The organism is Roseibium litorale (assembly GCF_014842915.1).
In the GTDB taxonomy this organism is placed as follows: domain Bacteria; phylum Pseudomonadota; class Alphaproteobacteria; order Rhizobiales; family Stappiaceae; genus Roseibium; species Roseibium litorale.
The window spans coordinates 460,786-475,867 of the sequence record NZ_JACYXI010000001.1 but is presented as its reverse complement, the minus strand read 5'-3'; the positions used below and the strand labels follow the sequence as shown (position 1 = coordinate 475,867).

Below are 15,082 nucleotides of genomic sequence, written 5' to 3'. Positions count from 1 at the left end.
GGGCGGATGACCTTGCAGCTTTCCTTTCTGCCTGAGGTGGCTGCGGTCTTCATGTTGATGTTCGCGCGTCTGGGGACGCTGGTCATGCTCTTGCCTGCCCTGGGCGAACGGACAATCCCTTCACGTATCCGCCTGAGCATTGCCCTGATGCTGACGCTGGTCATGTATCCGCTGGCGTCGCCGCTCTATCCTGCCGGGCTGCTGCAAAATCCGGCGCGGCTGATGATCCTGTTTGGTCAGGAATTCGCTGTTGCCTTCGGTGTCGGACTTTGCGCCCGGCTGATCACCAATGCGCTTCAGATCGCCGGTGTGATCATCGCGGGCCAGATCGGCTTGTCCATGGCGCTGGGCGCTGATGTGACCAACTCCGGTCAGCAGGGCGCGCTTGTCAGCAACTATCTGTCGATCCTCGGCCTTACGCTGGTGTTCGTGACCGACACCCACTACCTTGTGATTGCCGCGCTGCATGACAGTTTCCAATTGTTCCCGCCCGGAGGATCGCTGCCGGTCTCGGATTTAGCCGAGCTTGCAACCAAGACCTTATCCGGTGTCTTCACCATCGCAATCCAGTTGAGCTCCCCCTTCATCGTCGTGGGGCTCGTTTTCTATTTCGGTCTCGGCCTTCTCAATAAGCTGATGCCCCAAATGCAGATTTTCTTCATCGCAATGCCGGTAAACATTGCGCTGGGGCTTGCTCTGCTTCTCATCCTCATAACCACGATCATGTCGGTCTATCTGGAGCATTTCCAGCAGGCGATCGGCAAGTTCATCGCTGGATAGGAGGCCCGATGTCAGACGGATCCGATGACTCGGAGAAAACCGAGGACCCCACGCAAAAGCGCTTGAGAGACGCGCATGAAAAGGGGGACATACCGAAATCGCAGGAAGTCAGCACGTGGTTTACCCTCGCGGGCAGCACGCTGATGGTGGCCATTTTCCTGCCGGACATGGCGGCGTCACTGGGAGGGTCGCTGAGGGGCTATATCGAGCACGCCCATGAAATTCCGATGGATGGATTGGCTCTCAAGGCACTATGGCGCGATACCGGCCAGTCCGTTGCCCTGATCGTCTCCGTGCCCATTCTCGTGATTGCCGTGATGGCAGTAGCGGGTAACCTTGTTCAGCATCAGATCGTCTTCACCGCCGAACCGATCAAGCCGAAATTTTCCAAGGTGTCGCCGCTGTCTGGCTTCAAGCGCCTGTTCTCCTCAGAAAGTCTGGTGAACTTCGCCAAGGGGATTTTGAAGATCGCCATTGTCGGTGCGATCATGACGGCGGTGCTGCTGCCGCATAAGAACGAAGCGGAGCTCATGCTCTTTGCGGATGTTCATATCGTGCTTGAGGAGACCCGCGACCTTTCACTCCAGCTTCTTGCTGCTGTTCTTGCGGTCATGACCCTGGTCGCAGGCGGCGATCTGCTCTACCAGCGGCACAAGTGGTACGAGAAGCAGCGCATGTCGCTGCAGGAAGTCAAGGAAGAGTACAAGCAGACCGAAGGGGATCCGCATATCAAGGGTAAGATCCGGCAGTTGCGCCAGGAGCGGAGCCGGAAGCGCATGATGGCGGCGGTCCCGTCGGCGACAGTGGTGGTCACAAACCCGACCCACTATGCTGTGGCGCTGAAATATGAGACCGGGATGGGGGCTCCGGTCTGTCTTGCCAAGGGTGTCGATGCGGTCGCGCTCCGGATCCGCGAGGTCGCGAAGGAGAACGATGTGCCGGTGATCGAGAACCCGCCGCTGGCCCGTGCGCTTTATGCGACCGTCGAAATCGAACAGGAAATTCCAGAAGAGCACTTCAAGGCTGTCGCCGAAGTGATCGGCTTCGTCTTTAAGATGCGGAAACGCGCCGGGGGGCGCCGGAAATAGCCCTGCGCCGGTTGAATTCCGGTGAATTGCACAGAATGCTTTGGGATGGCTCATCAGAACGATTCGAGCCGGGGAGTTACAGGAATGAGTGAACTGGACGGTGCTCCGGGAGAGCCGATGATTGACCGGCCCGAAAGGACCGGAAACATCTGGCTGCTGATCGGACTGGCTTTGGCGCTGGTGGCGGCAGCCGCCGGCTTTGCCATTGCCGGCAAGGAGCAGGCCCAGCCTTTCGTTGTCGGCTTGCTGGGCATTCTGGCAGTCGTTGGGGTCTTCTGCATGTTCGCAGGGGCTATCGGTTTCCTGCGCTTCGGCACCCGCAATCAGGGTAATCCTGTTGCAGCAGCCTTCCTGAACTCTTTGGACGATGGCGCCCTGATCACGGACCCGGATGGGCGCATTCTCTATGCCAACCAGTCCTATGCCGATTTGACCGGCGCCGAGACGGTCTCGGCCATCCGTGTCATGGAGCGGGTCTTCTCCTCCGACCCGGATGCTGCCGATGCGATCTTCCGACTGTCTCAGGCCGCCCGTGAGGGGCGCCGGGCTCAGGAAGAAATCCGCATGCATCATCCGCTTGGCCGGCATGAGGGCAATCCGCGCTGGTACCGCGTTTCCGTGCGTCCGCTTCAGGTTCCGCGCAAGGAAGGCGGCTCGGGCCGCCGCCTGTCTGTCTGGCAACTGGCCGACATCACGAGGGACCGGGCAGATCAGGAGAATTCCTTCCAGGAGCTGCAGCGTGTCATCAATTTCCTCGACCACGCCCCTGCAGGGTTCTTCTCCTGTGATGGCGAAGGCCGGATCCTCTATCTGAACGCAACCCTGGCCGACTGGCTGGGACATGACCTTGCCCAGTTCGAGGCAGGTGATCTCGGCCTTGGCGATATCGTGCGGGGCGACGGCACCGAGCTGATCCGCTCGGTGAAGGGGCTGGCTGGCGAGGTGAAGAGTGAGACCTTTGATCTCGACTTCGTCACCCGCAATGGCCGCAGCCTGCCGGTGCGCTTGCTGCACCGGGTTCCTTTCGGCGAAAACGGCCAGCCAGGTGACAGCCGCACCCTGGTGCTGAACCGCTCACGCGGGGAAGAAGTCTCAGAGGCCCTGCGCGCTGCGGAAGTCCGTTTCGCGCGCTTCTTCAACAACACGCCGATTGCCATCGCCTCGCTGGACGAGGAAGGCCGGGTGCTGCGCACCAACGCGCCGTTCCTGCGCCTCTTCGGTGCTGTCGATCTCTCTGGTGAACCGCCGAAGCTGGAGAACTATGTTGCTGCCAGTGGCCGGGAAGAGCTGGGCCGTGCGCTGAACGCTGCGGCCAATGGCATCGGCGAAATCGCGCCCATCGATATTGCCTTGAACGATGGCAACGACCCGCGCTCTGCCACCTTCTATGTCTCTGCCGTGCGCGACGGGGAAGGGGACGGCGAAGCGGCCATTGTCTATGCGCTGGAGACCACTCAGCAGCGGGCCCTTGAAGCCCAGTTTGCTCAGAGCCAGAAAATGCAGGCCATCGGCCAGCTGGCCGGTGGTGTCGCTCACGACTTCAACAACGTCCTGACGGCGATCATTGGTTTCTCGGATCTGCTGCTTGCCAGCCACCGTCCGACCGATCCGTCTTTCCAGGACATCATGAACATCAAGCAGAACGCCAACCGTGCGGCAGGCCTTGTGCGCCAGCTGCTGGCCTTCTCGCGCCGGCAGACCCTGCGCCCGCAGCAGCTGCATCTGAATGATGTTCTGGCTGATCTTTCCATCCTGCTCGACCGCCTGCTGGGCGAAAAGGTGGAACTGAAGGTGATCCATGGCCGGGATCTCTGGCCGATCATGGCGGACATCAACCAGCTGGAGCAGGTGATCGTCAATCTGGCGGTCAACGCGGGCGACGCCATGTCCGAGGGCGGCAAGCTGACCATCCGCACCAGCAATGTGACTGAGGCGGAATCCACCCAGTTCGAGAACACACGGGGCATGCCCGCGGGCGATTACATGCTCATCGAGGTGACGGATACCGGTCACGGCATGCCGCCGGAGGTCATGGCCAAGATTTTCGATCCGTTCTTCTCGACCAAGGAAGTGGGCAAGGGCACAGGCCTTGGCCTGTCGACCGTCTATGGCATCGTCAAGCAGACCGGCGGCTATATCTTCTGCACCTCCGAGGTGGATGTGGGCACCACGTTCCGCCTGTTCCTACCGCGCCATATTCCGGCAGCGGTCGAGGAAGTGGTCGTCAAGCCGAAGGAAGCCGAGAGCGAGAAGGTTGCCGATCTCACAGGTTCCGCCTCTATCCTGCTGGTGGAGGACGAGGAAGCCGTCCGCGCCTTCGGGGCCCGTGCGCTCGCGTCACGCGGCTATACGGTCTATGAGGCCGCCTCCGGCACGGAAGCGCTTGAGGTGATGGAAGAGGCCGGCGGCAAGATCGATCTGGTGGTTTCCGACGTGGTCATGCCCGAAATGGATGGCCCGACGCTTCTCGTCGAGCTGCGCAAGACCCAGCCGGACCTGAAGATCATCTTCGTCTCCGGCTACGCGGAAGACGCTTTCGAGGAAAACCTGCCGGAGAACGAGAAGTTCTTCTTCCTGCCCAAGCCCTTCACCCTCAAGCAGCTCGCGACGACGGTGAAGGATGTGCTGAACAGCTGATTGAGCACGTGTCTAACCGCTATTTAGGATAGCTGCGTGCTCTAAGCTGGGATTGATCCTTCCGGATGTTGCGATCAGTAAACTGTCGCGTCACTTCGGATGCGACGTACTGTGCTCCCATAAGAATATGGCCAGTTTCATTTCTTGATGGAAAGGGATCTGTATATCTTACTTTCACGAAATTTGGGAAAGTCTTCACTACCCGTGTCACTCGATCAGCATCAAAATCGTTGCATAGCTTTCCAAGCTTAGCGGCTGCAGCTTCTAGATTGTGCCCAAATTCTCTGGGGTTTCTTAATTCTTCGTCTGAAATTCCCCGAGCTGCCAGCCCGGCTTTCAATGCTAACTCTGTGCCCAGTAGGGCGCTTTGTATTGTGCCACGGAAGTCACATGTTGAAGTCGCGGTGGCCGCAGCTGCTTCGAGTTGCATATGAGATCGCCAAATCAAGTCCCTACTGCGCGAATCTGGATTCTGATAGCCGCAGAACTCGGACCAACCGTGGCCAAAATCAATAATATCGGCGGCTTGATCAACGAATATTGATAGTTCAGTTTCTGTGTCCGATAGCCAGCCCTTCTGAAAATTTGATAGATCTACCAAATCCCAAAAATTTATATTAACCTCTCCAAGTACGATTGGTGCGTGAAGCCTGCAAAACATGTCCCGAAATAGAAAAACGCCTATATGGCTTGCACGCTGCTTTAGTTCGTTTGGAATAAATAAGTTATTGTTTAGCTGGCGAGCGCGCTCAAGGGTCGGCGGTGTGCCTGGCCCCATGACTACGGTAATCTCTTGGCCAAGTTCCTGGAGTGCTCTGATTGGATTCTGAAAGCTCCGTTGGGCCGGACTTTCCCCCAAGGATAAGCCTTTTCTGTCGGCTCTTTTTAGCAACTCCAGCAGAACATCATCGGAAGGGTAGTTTTCCATGCTCGTCGGTGTAGGTAATTTGCCGTGACAGTGTTTGAATTTCTTTCCACTTCCACAATCACATAATTCATTTCTTGATTTCATGACAAAACTCATCTCTAATAAGCGTCAATTTTTGAATGAGATTTTATGATCTTATTTTTATATTTCAAATCTTGAGGTTTTTTCTCACGCCGCCCGTCTTGCCATGATCTCCACCAAGGCCCGGACTTCTGCCTTGAGGTCAGGAAGAGGCACGCCGACGAATTGGCCCTGAAGCGACAGGTGCACGACCCCATGTACGGCTGCGAAGACCGTCCGGGCACGCAGGGAGAGGGCTTCTTGCGCTAGATCCGGGCGAAGCTGAGCCAGCGGCGCTGCAATCCCATCAATCAGAACCGCATGGCTTTGCCGGTGCCGCTCCGGAACGGCTCTGTCCTCTGGCAGCCGGTGTTCGAACAGAGCCAGCCAAAGTCTCCGGTTCTCAATTGCGAAATCGATGTAGGTACTGGCGAGGGCCTGAAGCGAGTCGACCGGAGATGCGTCCGGGCCGGGCAGGGCAGCTTTCAGCGCCGCTCCCAAGTTTGCGAGTGTCCGGGCATTGACCTCCAGGACCAGCATATCGAGATCTTCGACTGCGTTATAGAGCGCGCCGAGCGCACAGCCTGCCCGGGCGGTCACGTCGCGGGCCTTCAATCCCGACAAGCCCTTGTTCTGCAGTTCGTTTTCCGCAGCATCAATCAGCCGTTCCCGGAGTTCTGCGCGTTTCGTTTCCCTGGTCGTCACCATCGTACCCTTACTTTTTGTGAACATTGTTCAAAAAAGTTCTTGAACAATGTTCACGCAATCGCTAAAACGAATTCATGAACATTGTTCATATCAGTGGAGGTTGAAATGTTCAAGATGATGACGACCCTGATCCGCGGACGCAGCCATGATGCTGCGGAGGCTTTCACCGATGCCAATGCCCTCTCCATTCTACGCCAGCAGTTGCGCGATGCAGCTGACGGTCTGGAAAAAGCGAAACGGGCTGTTGCAGTCGTGATGGCTTATTCGGCGCGGGAAAAGAAAACCGCCGAGAGGCTCTCCGCCCAATTAGCGGATCTGGAGACCAGAGCGCTTGAGGCCATCCGACTTGGCCGGGATGATCTGGCAGGAGAAGCTGCCTCCGCCATTGCTGATGTGGAAGCCGAACAGGCGGCCACGCTCAAGGCCATCGACCACTATGCCCGGGAGATCACTAAGCTGCGAGATCAGGTGGGGATCTGCGAACTGCGGCTGCGTGCCTTGCAGCGCGGCAAGCAGATCGCAGACGCGGCCGAGCGGACACACAAGCTCAAGGGCTCCATGCCTGACGGCGTTCTCGCGAGTCTGCGGGAAGCGGAGGCGACGCTGGAGCGGCTGCAGGTGCGCCACACCCACTGCGATGAAGTGGAGCAGGCCTTCGATGAGCTAAATGGCCAATCCAATGCGGCAGCCATTGCCGCCCGGCTTGCTGCTGCCGGATGCGGTTCTCCGCTGCAGAGCGATGCCGCCAAGGTGCTTGAACGCCTGAAAGCCAAGGCAGGTTGATCTGCCGCTTCATCCAGAAATCGACCCAAGGCACCGGTGAGAAGCGGTGCTGACCACAAAATGCCAGACCTGGCACATAAGGAGATTTGAAATGAGCACTTACAAGCCGAAGGGAAGCAACGCCTGGAACATCTTCACCTACTTCAACTTTGCCGTCGCTGCCGTGATGATGGCGGGCGGGATCTGGTCGCTTGAGGCAAGCTTTTCCGCCAAGGGCTATTACGCGATGGCTGCCTTGATGCTTGTCTATTCAACGGCTTCCATCACCAAGGCTTTCCGTGACCAGGAAGAGTCCGACCGAATCTACAACAAGATCGAGGATGCCCGTACAGAACGGCTTCTGGCGGAGGTTTCCGGGAAAGACACTGACTGATTTTCATCTCAGGCGGGAGGGCTGCCTCCCGCCTGGCTGCCTGCATTTGTTGTTCGTGCTGGTCATGCATGGCATTCGCTGCCCATGCCTGGGAGTTGACCATGATCCGCGTCCTGAAGTTTCTGCCGCTTGTGCTATTTGCTGCCGTCATGGCAGGGGGAGCGCTCTGGTCCGCGACAGCCTTCTGGTTCCATTTGTCTGACGCAGCCTTGTTGATCGGCTGGTGCGTCCTTGGACTCGCCGTTCTGGCAGCGGTCCTTTCTCACCGTAAATCCCGCCGGGCCGGGTGGGCTGTCGCCGTTGTCACTGGCTTGTTTGTCGCAGGCTGGTATCAGACCATTGTGCCGCTTCAGAGCCGGGATTGGGCGGATGAGGTTTCCCGTGGTGTTACGGCGCGGGTTGAGGGCAGTAAGGTTATCCTGAACAACATCCGGGACTTTGACTGGAGCTCGCCTTCCCAAGCGAAACCGCGCTGGATCTCGCACACATACGATCTGGATCAGCTGCAATCGGCGGACATGTTCACATCTGTCTGGAGTAACCCGGATATTGCGCATTTGCTGGTGAGTTTTGGCTTTGCAAATGGTGAGCACATCGTCTTTTCCGCGGAAATCCGCAGGGAGAAGCAGGAGGCCTTTAACGAGATTGGCGGCTTTTTCCGGCAGTTTGAACTGGTTCTGATTGGAGCGACCGAGCGCGACATCATCAAGCTGCGGACAAATTACCGCCGGGAGGAAGTTCGGCTGTATCCGCTGACCCTTGGACCGGAGGCCCGCAAGGCGATGTTCCTCTCGTTTGTTGAACTGTCCCAGAAGCTGGAAAAGGAACCAGCTTTCTACAATACGCTTACAGCCAACTGCACGACGGTGGTCTACCAGCTTGCGAAGGCCTTGCAACCAGATCTGCCGATGGACTGGCGTCTGGTGCTGTCCGCCCATTTGCCGGAATACCTGCTGAATCTGGGACTGCTGGGCGGCGAAGGCACGGTGGATGACCGCAAGGAGGCCGCGCTGATTTCCGGCAGAGCGCTGTCTGCACCAGAGGGGGCTGACTTCTCCAGGGTGATCCGGAACCAGTGAGAGCGGAAGGCGCGGCGGTGGGTTTTGTCAGCAGCCTGGGAGGTTGAAGCGCCCCTTATGCGGGAAGTTCCGGAAACGCAGGGATGTTTTCGAGGCTTTCGTCCCAGTTTGCCCGGCTTGCAGTGAAGATATGGGCATTGGGTCGTAGCTTTACCGGTGTCTCAAGACTTCCAGCGGGAACGACGAGCAGGCTTCCATCCGCGCTTTTGCGGGGCAGGGGGGAGCCACAGCTGGTGCAGAAGTGACGGCCATGGCGGGTGCCGGGGACCGCATAGCTCCGGGTTACTTCTTCGCCAGAAAGCCACTTCAGGTCGGCGTTCTCAGCAAAAAGATTGGAGGCGTGGGCAGAACCGGTGCCTTTCCGGCAGCGTTCGCAATGGCATAGAAAAAAGTGGTTGAAGTCACCCGTAATTTCGAAAGTGACTGTGCCGCAGAGGCAACCGCCCTTGTGCACTGTCTTCGTATTCTGAGCTGTCACTTCTTTGCCTCCCTCACAAAATCACAATCCGGGCTGTGCCGGTGTCTTGGGGCTGAGTGTTCCACCCAGCCCCAACCTCAAAACCTTAGAACCGCGGGCACGCGCTTTTACGTTCCGCATCACGCTTCAGGCCATTGAGGCTTTCCAGCGTATTGGGGTTGCCAGGCAGAACGAAGCTCTGCTCCAGAGCTGTGTGCACGTTGTTGACCACGGCGAGATCCTGAACGGCAAGCGTCTGGCAGCCCGAGCCGGAGAAGCGGACGCGGATACGGATCACGCGGGTGCCGTTATCTGATGGTCCGAACTCGGCATCAAGGGCGGGGTTGGCGCCGCTCATTACGCGCTCCATCACAACCATGTTGGGTTGATCCTGAACCACTGTGGTGCCCTTTTCCTTAGCGCTGGATGTCAGCGTGGCACGGATGGTTGCCGGGTCTGCGGCGATCGTGACACTTTGCGCGCCAGCCGGCACGTCGAGCGTCGGCTGAGCGGGGCCAGTCGGGGCGGGGGCCTGAGATGTGCTCTGGCAGGCGGCGAGGCCCGTCAGGGCTGCAACGGCAGTCACTTGAAGAAGAGTTTTCATATTGCGCATGGCGCGGTCCTTGGTTTGCAGCGGCAACTAAGCCTGTTCCGGCCAGTCGCGCGGGAAATGATCGCCTAAATATCCGCAGCGGATTGGCCGTTTGGCGTGTCCGCAAATTTTGTAGTGTGGGCGCCGGTCTGTTCTGGAACGAAGGGCAGATCGGTTACACCTATGTCCAGTCCACACTGGGAAAGCATGGTGGTGATTTGCCCCCGGTGATGGGTCTGGTGGTTGAAGAGGTGTGAGACAAGCAGCCAGCGCGGACGCGTGCTTGTCCGCTTGCCGTCGGAGCTCGTCCAGGTCAGGTCGCCCGCGAGCCACTCGACGTCGAGCGTTTCAACCCAATTCGATATCTCATCCGTGATGGCAAGATGCGCCTGACGCAATGCGTCGAAATCGTCATGAATATCCACCCCCATGCCCCTGTGTGCGTAAGAGCGCCCGGTGAAGCGGTTCATCCAGACACTGTCGGCAAACAGGATATGGTTTAGGGTGGAATGGATGGATTTAAAGAAGGCGCCCCGGTCTTCCCGCCGCTGAGCATCCGAAAGTTCAGCACAGGTCTCGTAAAGCCGCCCTGTCATCCAGCTATTGTAGCGGGCTAAGGCGCGATAAAGCTCCGGATCCATCAAATAGCCTCATCAAAATCATGCCGTTCAAGACAGCGCATAGATGTGTTTTCAGCTGGTTGCCTGCGTAATCAGAACGTGTCGCCGGTTTTGAACCCGCCGCCGCCAAATCCGCCACCGGTTTTGAACCCGCCGCCACCGAACCCTCCGGAAGAACCACCAGAAGAGCCGCCAAACCCGCCGCCCATACCACGCGGCAGGCCCGAACCACCGGGAAAACCTATCCGGGTGCCCTTTGGCTTGCGCCGCTTGTGGCTGCGCTGGGCACGGGTCCAATACTCTGCACCGGTGATCGCGCCTTTCAGCAATTCGCCAAGCAGCACGGTCGTCAGGCTGTTGTCGGAAAAGGTTGAATCCCAGTTGTCATAGCCATTGCGGCGGAAGTTCTGAGCGACGGACGCAAGCTCGGCCCGGCGGGCGGCAATGTCGCGCTGCAATTCCCGGTCCTGCCGGATATCCCGCTCCACCGCCTCGATCTGATCCGCAAGGTCTTCCAGCTTACGAACGATTTTTTCATCCTCGGGGGAAGGGGTGGCCAGCGCATCTCGCCATAGGTCCTGCAGGTCATCGCCCCGCAACGAGCCGGAGAGCTGTTCCTCCGCCTTGCGGAAGCCGTCATCTTCTCCATTGGAAAAGGCGTGCAGTGCGTTGGTCAACGTGGTGATCGACGGCTCCAAGTCTTCGATCTTCTGGTCCAGGGCCGAGATTTCCGCCGTCGCGTCTTCGATCTTGCCTGCCAGGTCTTCTCCGGCAGTCTCCGCCATTTTCTTGCGGCTCATCGCAGCCAGCACATCCTGCTCCTGTGCGGCAAGTACCTCGCAGCGGTCGGCATGAGCTGCAAGCTTCTCAGGGATGCGGGTGAGCATGGCGTAATTGGCCCTGGCGCCTTCGAAGCCGATCAGCCTCGCGACCCAGCGGTCCAGTGAGCGGATGAGACCAGTCGAGGCGTACTCCGGGGTGCCAAAACCCCGTTTCCAGAGATAGATGAAAAGGATGTCGTCCTGATAGGCCTTGCCTTTTTCTTCCCTGTCAGCCAGCGCACGCTGCGCCTTGGCCCGGGCTGCGTCAGCGGTCTGAGCGGCTGCTTCTGCCTTCCGGCTCTGGGTGAGATAACTCTCGTCCGCCTCCAGCAGGCTGTCGACCTCCTCCATGAGACTGTCCATCCGGCTCGCAAGCTGTTCGCGGTTGCCGGCCAATGCATCCCGGTTCTTCCGCAGATCCGCAAGAGCGGTTTCCTTGGTGCGCAGTTCCTCGCTCAGCGTGCGGAAGTCTTCGCTGCGCTTATCCATAAGGCGCTTGGCCTCCCGCGCGGCATCATCAAGACGGCTGGTTAGGCCACTTGCTGCATCGTTGTCCAGCCTGAAACGGGCCAGCTCTCTATAGCCATCGTTCTGGCGGCTGCGCAGATCAGCCAGCGAACGGGTGGAGCGCTCGATGCGCGTGTCCAGTTCGGTCTCCTCACGCCGGAGATCCGACATGGCCTGATCCAGACTTGCGAGGGTCTCACGACCATTCAGCATGGGCGGGGCTCCCGAACACATGGGTTCCAGTCAGCGCTTACCATTCGGTGATCGCTCCTTTCTGGACGCCGGACTTCCAGGATATGGCCAGCTTTCCGCGTTCCTTTGTGCCCAGAAGCGTGTCTTGAACGATGCCGTCCTCGGACTTGTCCTGTCTCACCCGGTTAAAAAGCGCGGAACTGACCCGCTGGGCCCAGATGGTGACATCGTGAGGCTTGCCGTCTTCCTCCGATGTGATGGTACGTCGCATCGGCTTGCCATCAGATCCAATGGCTTCAACCACAAGGTAATAGTTGTTGGCGCCCGGATTGCTGTCCGGGATGCGGGTCACGCCGGTCGGTACACCAGGACGGGAGACGATCTTCACCTCATAGGTATGGGCCAAATCGGCAGCCATGGTGCTCAGTCTGGCAACCGCCTCGCGGGCAGTGTCCGCATTCCCGGCAGTGATGGCTGCTTGGGCGTCGTCCGCGACACGCTTGGCATCGGAAAGAATGGCCGCGTCATCTGTCAGCCCAGCAATACGTCCTGAGAGGTCGGTGATGGACTTGGGTAAGGTCTGGGTCAGTTCGACCTGCAGCGCTGCGGCAGCCCGCTCACGGGGCATGACAACAAGGAACTGCCAGGCGGCAATCACCAAAACCAGCCCGGCAAGAGCGCCAGCAACCCACTTGGACCAACTGCTGCGTGTGACATAGGCGATCGCGAGCCAGCGCTGAAAGCCGGAGGCTGGTGGGGAATAGACGAAGCGATCTTCCTTCAGGCCTTCCACACCAGCCTTCAGGATCTCATCGGACACCTCAATGCCCTGAGACGCATAAACCTGCCGCAGACGTTCGATCATCCGGGCATCCCGGTCATCTGCAGCCAGTTCCTTCATGACCATCGCTTCGTCATGGCGCAATGTGTCCACCACGTCCATGGCCATCATCAGATCATCAAGCGGCGCGTCAGCCTTGTCCGCCATAAAGCGTCTCCGCTGAAAGGCCACAGGGCATAGGCGCCCGGTGGCTCTTTACTGTTTTCATTGGCGCCATCAGCGCAGCGCGTTGCCCTGTGCAGCCAGCTTCGCAAGCCGGCGCTTGCCATCTTCGACAGCGGTCCGGATTTCCTCGGAGTTCTTCGTCGACATGTCGCGCATCTCGTTGATGATCTCGCGGGACTGAACCTGAAAGTTCACCACCGAGTCCACGAGCTTCTTGACGGAAGCAGCAGCGACTGTCGGACCATACCCTGCCTTGAGGGCTTCGGCCTGAACGGCATCGCCGATTTCCGCAAGAGTTTCGAGGCTCTTGTTCATGCCATCCTTCATGGCATTCAGTGTCTCGGTGGACTCGTGTAGTCCCTGGAGGCCAGTGAAGGACGCATTCAGAGCCGTCAGAACGGACTCGTTCGTAGAGAAGAAGCTGACCGATTGCGCATAGACCCGCTCCTTGGCGTTGGTCGTCTGCATCAGACGGGCCATGATGATTTCGGACGTGTTGTAGCCGATGGTCAGATTGTCGGAGAGGTCCTTTGCCACCTGGTAGCGCTTTTCCTCATCCTGCATTTCCCGCAGCTTTTCATCACGGGCCAGCTCCAGGCGGGCCTTGGCAGCCGCGTCGTCGCCCGTATGGGCCGCAACCTCCGCAGAAGCTGCTTCCAGAGCGGCCTTGGCCTCATCCAGCTTGGCTGTCGCGGTCTTCAGGATCTCGAGAGCAAGCACTTCGGCCTGCTTCAGGGCGCCCCGGAAGTCGCGGTAGGAATCGAGGATGGTTTGCTCGCGCTCGATCTGGTCCTTCGTTGCACGCGCGACTTCCTTATAGGCGTCGCGGATCTTGTCGAACCGGTCGGAAATGGTGCCCCGGCGCATGTCGCGCCATTTGTTGGAGAGGCTTTCCGTAAAGGAGATCTTGCCGTCGGCCAGCTGATCTACCAGAGCCTTCGCATCATCGCGGATGGTGTTGAAGCTCTCGGTGATCTCTTCGTAGCGCTGGCCGATGTCCATCTGCTGGATCTGGCTGCGCACGACTTCATTGAAATTCGACGCCTGGCCAAGGGTGCGGGTGATAATCAGCACTTTGTCCGGAGAAAGGGATGCAATCTGTTCCAGAAGCGCGTTGATCGGAGCGTCTGTTTCGGTTTCCACCGGAAGCCCGATTTCACGCAATTTGCTCAGGGCGCGATCCAGATATTTCAGGGGCGTCATGCCGCCTTCTGTGGCCGGCGCAACCGCCGTCGTCGCTTCCGTCATCGGCGAACCTCCTCATCCTGTACCCTTTGCCCGGCCATGCCGCAGCGCGATAACTTAGGGCAGGGTGAGGCGGAGGAGTCAACGGTCTGATACCGCTACGCGATCCGGTTGGGCTGGATTGGGCGGTTGCTGTGACCCGGGAGCGACACTTTTGCCGGGCGATGCGGCAGAAAAATGATCCGCATGGTCAAAGGCTTGGAGCCTGCAGCGGTCTTCACCACAAGTTCCTGCCCCGGAACGGGTGGCGCTCCGGGGCAGGAAAGAGGCTTACCCGGACTGGCTTCAGGCCGCAGACGCCGCCGCGATACGCGCGGCAAGCCTGGCGTTGTTGCGTACGAGTGCGATGTTGGTGGCCAGGCTCCGTCCGCCGGTGAGCTTCAGGATCGCGCCGAGCACAAAGGGCGTTACGTCCTTACCCCTGATCCCTTGGGCATCCGCGTCTTCAAGAGCTGCGGCGATGTACCCTGCCATCTCGTCTGCCGGAATTTCGTTTTCCACCGGAACGGGGTTGGTGATCAGGACGCTGCCATGATCTCCGAAAGCGGCGCGGGCCTTGAGCAGGGCAGCGATCTCTTCTGCTGTGTCCATGCGGAAAGGTGCTTTGAGGCCGATGCTGCGGGACCAGAAAGCCGGGAGTTCGTTCGTGCCGTAAGCGATGACCGGAACACCACGGGTTTCCAGCACTTCCATCGTCTTCGGGATATCGAGAAGAGCTTTCGCGCCTGCGCAAACCACCAGAACCGGGGTCCGTCCCAGTTCGTCCAGATCTGCGGAAATGTCGAAGGTTTCCTCTGCACCCTTGTGCACGCCGCCGATGCCGCCGGTGGCAAAGACGGAGATACCAGCGGCATGGGCCGCCATCATGGTGGCCGCAACGGTTGTTGAGCCCGGACGGCCGCTTGCAACGGCAATCGCAAGGTCAGCGCGGGAGCACTTCATCACCCCTTCCGCCTTGGCCAGGCGGATCAGGTCCTCATCGCTGAGACCGATCCGGATCTTGCCGTCGAGAACGGCGATGGTGGCCGGAATAGCACCGCTGTCGCGGATGTCCTGCTCAACCATGCGGGCGGTTTCGACATTGTCCGGATAGGGCATGCCGTGGGTGATGATGGTCGACTCCAGAGCCACCACTGGCTTGCCGGCGGCAAGCGCTTCACGGATTTCTTCGGTCGGTACAATGAAGTCAGCAGGAAGCACGGCGGG

At 59.0% G+C, this 15,082-nt stretch carries 15 protein-coding genes; 6 read left to right on the top strand and 9 right to left on the bottom strand.

What is annotated here, in order from left to right; all coding sequences use genetic code 11:
- Positions 1-6 precede the first annotated feature (6 nt).
- From fliR to cckA, 3 genes are all read left to right on the top strand, one after another.
- The gene (fliR, locus tag IG616_RS02500; protein ID WP_192146049.1) at positions 7-780 is read left to right on the top strand and encodes a flagellar biosynthetic protein FliR; all 774 of its coding nucleotides are present in this window, start codon (positions 7-9) and stop codon (positions 778-780) included.
- A gap of 8 nt (positions 781-788) precedes the next feature.
- Positions 789-1,868 carry a flagellar biosynthesis protein FlhB gene (gene flhB / locus IG616_RS02495; RefSeq protein WP_192146047.1) on the top strand — a complete coding sequence of 360 codons (1,080 nt, stop codon included), beginning with the start codon at positions 789-791 and terminating at the stop codon, positions 1,866-1,868.
- Positions 1,869-1,952: 84 nt separating this feature from the next.
- Entirely contained in the window at positions 1,953-4,505 is a 2,553-nt protein-coding gene (gene cckA / locus IG616_RS02490) for a cell cycle histidine kinase CckA (RefSeq protein WP_192146045.1), read from the top strand.
- A gap of 19 nt (positions 4,506-4,524) precedes the next feature.
- On the opposite strand, the gene IG616_RS02485 is transcribed toward cckA, so the two are convergent.
- On the bottom strand, positions 4,525-5,517 hold the full coding sequence (locus IG616_RS02485; protein ID WP_192146043.1) for an SEC-C metal-binding domain-containing protein: 993 nt from the start codon (positions 5,515-5,517) through the stop codon (positions 4,525-4,527).
- Between the two features lie 84 nt (positions 5,518-5,601).
- Complete coding sequence (locus tag IG616_RS02480; protein ID WP_425504136.1) at positions 5,602-6,225, bottom strand: TetR/AcrR family transcriptional regulator; 624 nt, start codon at positions 6,223-6,225, stop codon at positions 5,602-5,604.
- An 81-nt stretch (positions 6,226-6,306) separates the two neighbouring features.
- Between IG616_RS02480 and IG616_RS02475 the strand changes: the two genes are divergently transcribed.
- From IG616_RS02475 to IG616_RS02465, 3 genes are all read left to right on the top strand, one after another.
- Positions 6,307-6,984, top strand: a complete 678-nt coding sequence (locus tag IG616_RS02475; protein WP_192146041.1) for a PspA/IM30 family protein — start codon at positions 6,307-6,309, stop codon at positions 6,982-6,984.
- 91 nt (positions 6,985-7,075) lie between these two features.
- Positions 7,076-7,357 carry a YiaA/YiaB family inner membrane protein gene (locus IG616_RS02470; protein WP_192146039.1) on the top strand — a complete coding sequence of 94 codons (282 nt, stop codon included), beginning with the start codon at positions 7,076-7,078 and terminating at the stop codon, positions 7,355-7,357.
- 101 nt (positions 7,358-7,458) lie between these two features.
- The gene (locus tag IG616_RS02465; RefSeq protein WP_192146037.1) at positions 7,459-8,436 is read left to right on the top strand and encodes a lipoprotein N-acyltransferase Lnb domain-containing protein; all 978 of its coding nucleotides are present in this window, start codon (positions 7,459-7,461) and stop codon (positions 8,434-8,436) included.
- 55 nt (positions 8,437-8,491) lie between these two features.
- On the opposite strand, the gene IG616_RS02460 is transcribed toward IG616_RS02465, so the two are convergent.
- From IG616_RS02460 to IG616_RS02430, 7 genes are all read right to left on the bottom strand, one after another.
- Positions 8,492-8,914 (bottom strand): GFA family protein, encoded by a 423-nt coding sequence (locus IG616_RS02460; protein WP_192146035.1) that lies wholly within the window; start codon positions 8,912-8,914, stop codon positions 8,492-8,494.
- A gap of 85 nt (positions 8,915-8,999) precedes the next feature.
- A complete protein-coding gene (locus IG616_RS02455; RefSeq protein WP_209007231.1) occupies positions 9,000-9,506 on the bottom strand; it encodes a hypothetical protein in 507 nt (168 codons plus the stop codon).
- Positions 9,507-9,571: 65 nt separating this feature from the next.
- Entirely contained in the window at positions 9,572-10,126 is a 555-nt protein-coding gene (locus IG616_RS02450) for a DinB family protein (protein ID WP_192146033.1), read from the bottom strand.
- Between the two features lie 71 nt (positions 10,127-10,197).
- On the bottom strand, positions 10,198-11,646 hold the full coding sequence (locus IG616_RS02445) for a hypothetical protein (protein WP_192146031.1): 1,449 nt from the start codon (positions 11,644-11,646) through the stop codon (positions 10,198-10,200).
- Positions 11,647-11,683: 37 nt separating this feature from the next.
- Positions 11,684-12,613: a DUF6384 family protein gene (locus IG616_RS02440; protein ID WP_192146029.1), complete on the bottom strand. Its 930-nt coding sequence runs from the start codon at positions 12,611-12,613 to the stop codon at positions 11,684-11,686.
- 69 nt (positions 12,614-12,682) lie between these two features.
- Positions 12,683-13,879: a cell surface protein gene (locus tag IG616_RS02435; RefSeq protein WP_192146027.1), complete on the bottom strand. Its 1,197-nt coding sequence runs from the start codon at positions 13,877-13,879 to the stop codon at positions 12,683-12,685.
- A gap of 282 nt (positions 13,880-14,161) precedes the next feature.
- Entirely contained in the window at positions 14,162-15,076 is a 915-nt protein-coding gene (locus IG616_RS02430; RefSeq protein WP_192146025.1) for a pseudouridine-5'-phosphate glycosidase, read from the bottom strand.
- Positions 15,077-15,082 lie beyond the last annotated feature (6 nt).